Raw genomic sequence first — 4,566 nt, forward strand, 5'->3', positions numbered from 1 at the left:
CTGCGCGGCCGCCTCGGGGCTGCCGATGCCGAAGCCGACGCCGAGCGGCAGCTTCGTGTGGGCGCGGATTTCCTTGAGTTTGGCCGCCACCTCGCGCACATCCAGGTTCGCGGCGCCGGTCACGCCGCGCAGCGAGACATAATAGATGAATCCGCTCGCGGCCTTGGCGATGAGCTTGATGCGCTCAACCGGACTCGTGGGCGCCAGCAGGAAAATCGTGTCGAGCCCCTGGCCCTTCATCGCCGGCTGGAACCCGTCCGCCTCTTCCGGCGGCAGGTCCACGGTGAGCACGCCGTCGGCCCCGGCGGCCGCGGCCTCTTGGGCGAAACGCGGGTAGCCCATGACCTCGATGGGGTTGAGATAGCCCATCAGCACCACCGGCGTGGTTTTGTCCTTGTCGCGGAACTCACGCACCATCGCCAACACATTGGTTAGGCTGATTTTATGTTTCAACGCCCGTTCGGCGGCGCGCTGGATCACCGGGCCATCGGCCATCGGGTCGGAGAACGGCACGCCGAGCTCGAGGATATCCGCCCCGTTTTTGACGAGCGCGTGCATCAACGGCACCGTTATCCACGGCTCGGGGTCGCCCGCCGCTATATAAGGTATGAGCGCACGTCGGCCCTGCTGCTGCAGCGTCTGAAATTTCTCCGCGATCCGCGACATTAGAACTTGATTCCTTCGAGATCAGCCACGGTATGGATATCCTTGTCGCCGCGGCCGGAGAGATTGATCACGATGATCTTGTCTTTCCCCAGTTGTGGCGCGAGTTTTTTCGCATAGGCCAGCGCGTGCGACGATTCCAGCGCCGGCATGATGCCCTCGGTGCGGGTCAGCTCGTGGAACGCCGCGAGCGCCTCCTTGTCGGTGATGGAGACATAGTGCGCGCGCCCGGAATCCTTGAGGTAGGCATGTTCCGGTCCCACGCCGGGATAATCGAGGCCGGCGGAGATGGAATGCGTCTCGACGATCTGGCCGTCCTCGGTTTCGAGTAAATAGGTGCGATTGCCGTGGAGTACCCCCGGCTTGCCGGCGCACAGCGTCGCGGCATGCTTGCCGGTCTGCACGCCCTCACCCTCCGCCTCCACGCCGTACAGCGCGACGTCCTTGTCCCCGATGAACGGATAGAACAGGCCCATGGCGTTCGAACCGCCGCCGACACAAGCGACCAGCGCGTCCGGCAGACGACCTTCCTGTTCCTTGATCTGTTCGCGCGTCTCGCGGCCGATCACGCTCTGGAAATCGCGCACCATCATCGGATACGGATGCGGGCCGGCGACGGTTCCGATGATATAAAAGGTATTCTCGACGTTGGTCACCCAGTCACGCATGGCTTCATTGAGCGCGTCCTTGAGCGTCTTGGAGCCGGATTCGACCGGCACCACCTCGGCGCCGAGCAGCTTCATGCGATACACGTTGATCGCCTGGCGCTTCATGTCCTCCGAGCCCATGTACACCACGCACTGCATGCCGAAGCGCGCCGCCACGGTGGCGGTGGCCACGCCGTGCTGGCCGGCACCGGTCTCGGCGATCACGCGTTTCTTGCCCATGTGACGCGCCAACAGCGCCTGGCCGACGGTGTTGTTGATCTTGTGCGCGCCAGTGTGGTTCAGGTCCTCGCGTTTGAGATAAATCTTCGCCCCGCTCCAGTTATCGGTCAGGCGCCGGGCGAGATAGAGCGGACTGGGGCGGCCGACGTAGTGGCGCAGGTCGTCGGCGAGTTCCTTCTGGAATTTCTTGTCCTTGCGCAGGCGTTCGTAGGCCTCGCGCAATTCCTTGAGCGGCTGCATCAGCGTTTCGGAAACGAAGATGCCACCGTAATCGCCGAAGTGGCCGCGTTTGTCCGGCAGGTCGTAGGCGCTCATATAGCGTTGCTGACGGCGTCAATGAAAGCGGTGATTTTTCCCACGTCCTTGATCCCCTTGCCCTGCTCCACGCCACTGGAAACATCCACGGCGAAGGGACGCACCTTGCGTACCGCCTCGGCGACGTTCTCCGGCGTGAGACCACCGGCGAGAATCACTGGCTTGCCGAGATCCCGAGGTATGCGGTTCCAGTCGAAGGCCTGGCCGGAACCGCCGGCCACATCGGCAACATAGGTATCGAGCAGCAGCCCGGCGGCGTCGCCATAGAGGCGCGCCATCTCGCGCAGATCGACGTCGGGTTTCATGTGAACGGCCTTGATATACGAGCGGTGGTAGCGGCGGCACTGTTCGGGCTTTTCGTTGCCGTGAAATTGTATCAGATCGAGCGGCACGTGACTGAGAACGCCCTCGATGGTATCGGGCGCGGCGTTGACGAACAGGCCCACGATCGTGATAAACGGCGGGAGCGCGCGCGCGATTTTCAGCGCCTGGTCGGGATGGACGTGGCGCGGGCTTTTCGGGTCGAACACGAAACCGATCGCATCGGCCCCGGCCTGCGCCGCGGCGATGGCATCCTCGATGCGGGTGATGCCACATATTTTCACGCGCGTGCGCATGTACCCTCCGGACGGCCGCGAAGCTTACCAAAGCCCGACAGCACGCGAAAGCCGCGGGAGTTTGAACGTCTCGGGATACTCGATTTCCCGCAGATAAAGCCCGTCGGGCGCGGCGGTCACGCCGCCCGCGCGGCGGTCACGCGCCTCGAGCACTTCTTTGGCCCATGACGGCTCGCGCTCGCCCGCGCCCACGGTCATCAGCACGCCCGCGATGTTGCGCACCATGTGTTGCAGAAAGGCATTGGCATGCGCGTGAATATGGACCATGTCGCCGTGGCGCGCCACGTCGAGCGCACGCAGCTCGCGCACCGGACTTTTCGCCTGGCATTCGGTGGCGCGGAACGAGGTGAAATCATGCTCGCCAAGCAGATAGTGGGATGCGTCCTGCATCGCCACCTCATCGAGCAGGCGGTATTCGTGGGTGACCCGCTGCGCGAGATAGGTCGGCCGTATGGGGCGATTGAGAATAATGTAGTGATAGTGACGGCCGGTGGCCGAGTAGCGGGCATGAAAACCGTCTTCGACGGGACCGGCCCACAGCAGCGCGACCTCGTACGGCAAATTGCTGTTCGCGCCACGCACCCAGGAGTAATCGCTGCGCGCGGCGCTGGTGTCGAAGTGGATCACCTGCCCCGCCGCGTGCACGCCGGCATCCGTGCGACCTGCGACCGTCACTTGTATGACTTCGTCCGCGACCTTGGACAGCGCCTCTTCGACGACACCCTGAACCGTGCGCGCATGGTCCTGCCGCTGCCAGCCGGAGAATCGTGAACCGTCGTATTCGAGTATGGCGGCGATGCGCATGGGACGTATTTTACCCGCTCGCCGCGGCTCTTGTGGAATAATCCCTGGGGCAGGAGATAACGACGCCGCTCACTCGACGCCGCCGGGCGTCAGTATTTTCAGGGTCGTGGAATGATGTTCACGCAGGTACAGCACCGCGGTCACCAGCGTGGTCGCGGCCACGAACACCCAGGGATGAATGAGCCAGCCGAGTGCGGCGAGGCTGAAGTAATAGGCGCGCAACCCCTGATTGAAGTCCTTCGAGGCGTTGGTGCTGACTTCCGCGGCGCGCTGCGCATAAGCGTTGTCGGCGGATTTGGGCGCCGCGCCGATCAGCACCGAGCAGTAATTGAACTGACGCAGCGCCCAAGTGAACTTGAAAAACGCGTGCACGAAGATAATGCCGAGCACAAGAAGCTTGAGCTCCCACTGCACCAGCGTGGTCTTTTCCGCGAAAGGAAGCGCCCGCACGATTTCAATGGCGCGGTCGCTCGAGCCGAGTATCGTCAGGAGCCCGACCATGATCAGCAGCGTGGTCGAGGCGAAGAACGACACCCCTTGCAGCAGATTGCGCAGGATGTTCACGTCGGCGACACGGTTGTCGCGCAGCACCATCTGGCGCATCCACTCCTCGCGATGCGTGTGCATGACAGCGCGCAGCGAATGCTGGCGCCAGGGTCCCCGGTCCGCGTACCAGGTGTAACTGACCCAGACGGCGGCAAACCACGTCAGACTTATGATGTCAGTGGCTGGAATTTCGAACATGCGGGCCTCCCCTTTTCACAGTCCGGGCGACACTGTCTCATGCCTTGAGGTTCTGTTCCACGAGCGGTTTCAGTGCATCGAGCAAGAGCAGCGGTTGATTTCCTCCGGCTCGATCCGCTTCTTTAAGGAACCTCTGATTAAGTCCCCTCGCCCGAAGGGAGAGAGTCACAATTTGTTTTGCCGCTTGTTCAGAGCTTCCTTAAGTATCCGGCTCCGGCATGGGCAAACCGGCGAGTTTGCAGATCTCGCGCACCGGATCGCGCGGGAACAGACGATACAGAAACTTTTCGTACTCCTTGCGGTCGTGGAAATGCATGCCGTGCTGCCGGCCGAGGGTCAGCACAAGTTGGCGCATGCTCGGATGGGCGCTGCATTGCTGGTAGTAATCGTGGAAGTAACCGATCAGCCCCCAGCTCTCGTCGTAGAGCCGGACGCCGTCCTGCTCCGCCACCGTTTCGGCGTACTCTTCGCTCCAGTCCTCGGCATGAAGCAGAAATCCCTGTTCGTCTGTCTCGAATACCCGATCATGTACAACC

6 protein-coding genes are annotated in these 4,566 nt (G+C 62.5%); all 6 read right to left on the bottom strand.

Annotated features, from left to right (window positions below; translation table 11 throughout):
• Positions 1-666, bottom strand: a 666-nt coding sequence (gene trpA, locus ACC569_RS14025; protein WP_372524151.1) for a tryptophan synthase subunit alpha, incomplete at its 3' end; no start/stop codon positions are given.
• On the bottom strand, positions 666-1,865 hold the full coding sequence (gene trpB, locus ACC569_RS14030; RefSeq protein WP_372524152.1) for a tryptophan synthase subunit beta: 1,200 nt from the start codon (positions 1,863-1,865) through the stop codon (positions 666-668). The genes trpA and trpB, both read right to left, overlap by 1 nt.
• The gene (locus ACC569_RS14035) at positions 1,862-2,482 is read right to left on the bottom strand and encodes a phosphoribosylanthranilate isomerase (protein WP_372524153.1); all 621 of its coding nucleotides are present in this window, start codon (positions 2,480-2,482) and stop codon (positions 1,862-1,864) included. Before ACC569_RS14035 ends, trpB begins: the two co-directional genes overlap by 4 nt.
• 24 nt (positions 2,483-2,506) lie before the next feature.
• The gene (truA, locus tag ACC569_RS14040; protein ID WP_372524154.1) at positions 2,507-3,286 is read right to left on the bottom strand and encodes a tRNA pseudouridine(38-40) synthase TruA; all 780 of its coding nucleotides are present in this window, start codon (positions 3,284-3,286) and stop codon (positions 2,507-2,509) included.
• Between the two features lie 69 nt (positions 3,287-3,355).
• Positions 3,356-4,030, bottom strand: a complete 675-nt coding sequence (locus tag ACC569_RS14045; RefSeq protein ID WP_372524155.1) for a DUF599 domain-containing protein — start codon at positions 4,028-4,030, stop codon at positions 3,356-3,358.
• A gap of 199 nt (positions 4,031-4,229) precedes the next feature.
• Positions 4,230-4,566: TusE/DsrC/DsvC family sulfur relay protein (locus ACC569_RS14050; protein ID WP_372524156.1), on the bottom strand; the 337-nt coding region annotated here is incomplete at its 5' end.

Source organism: Sulfuricaulis sp., from assembly GCF_041499725.1.
GTDB lineage: Bacteria > Pseudomonadota > Gammaproteobacteria > Acidiferrobacterales > Sulfurifustaceae > Sulfuricaulis.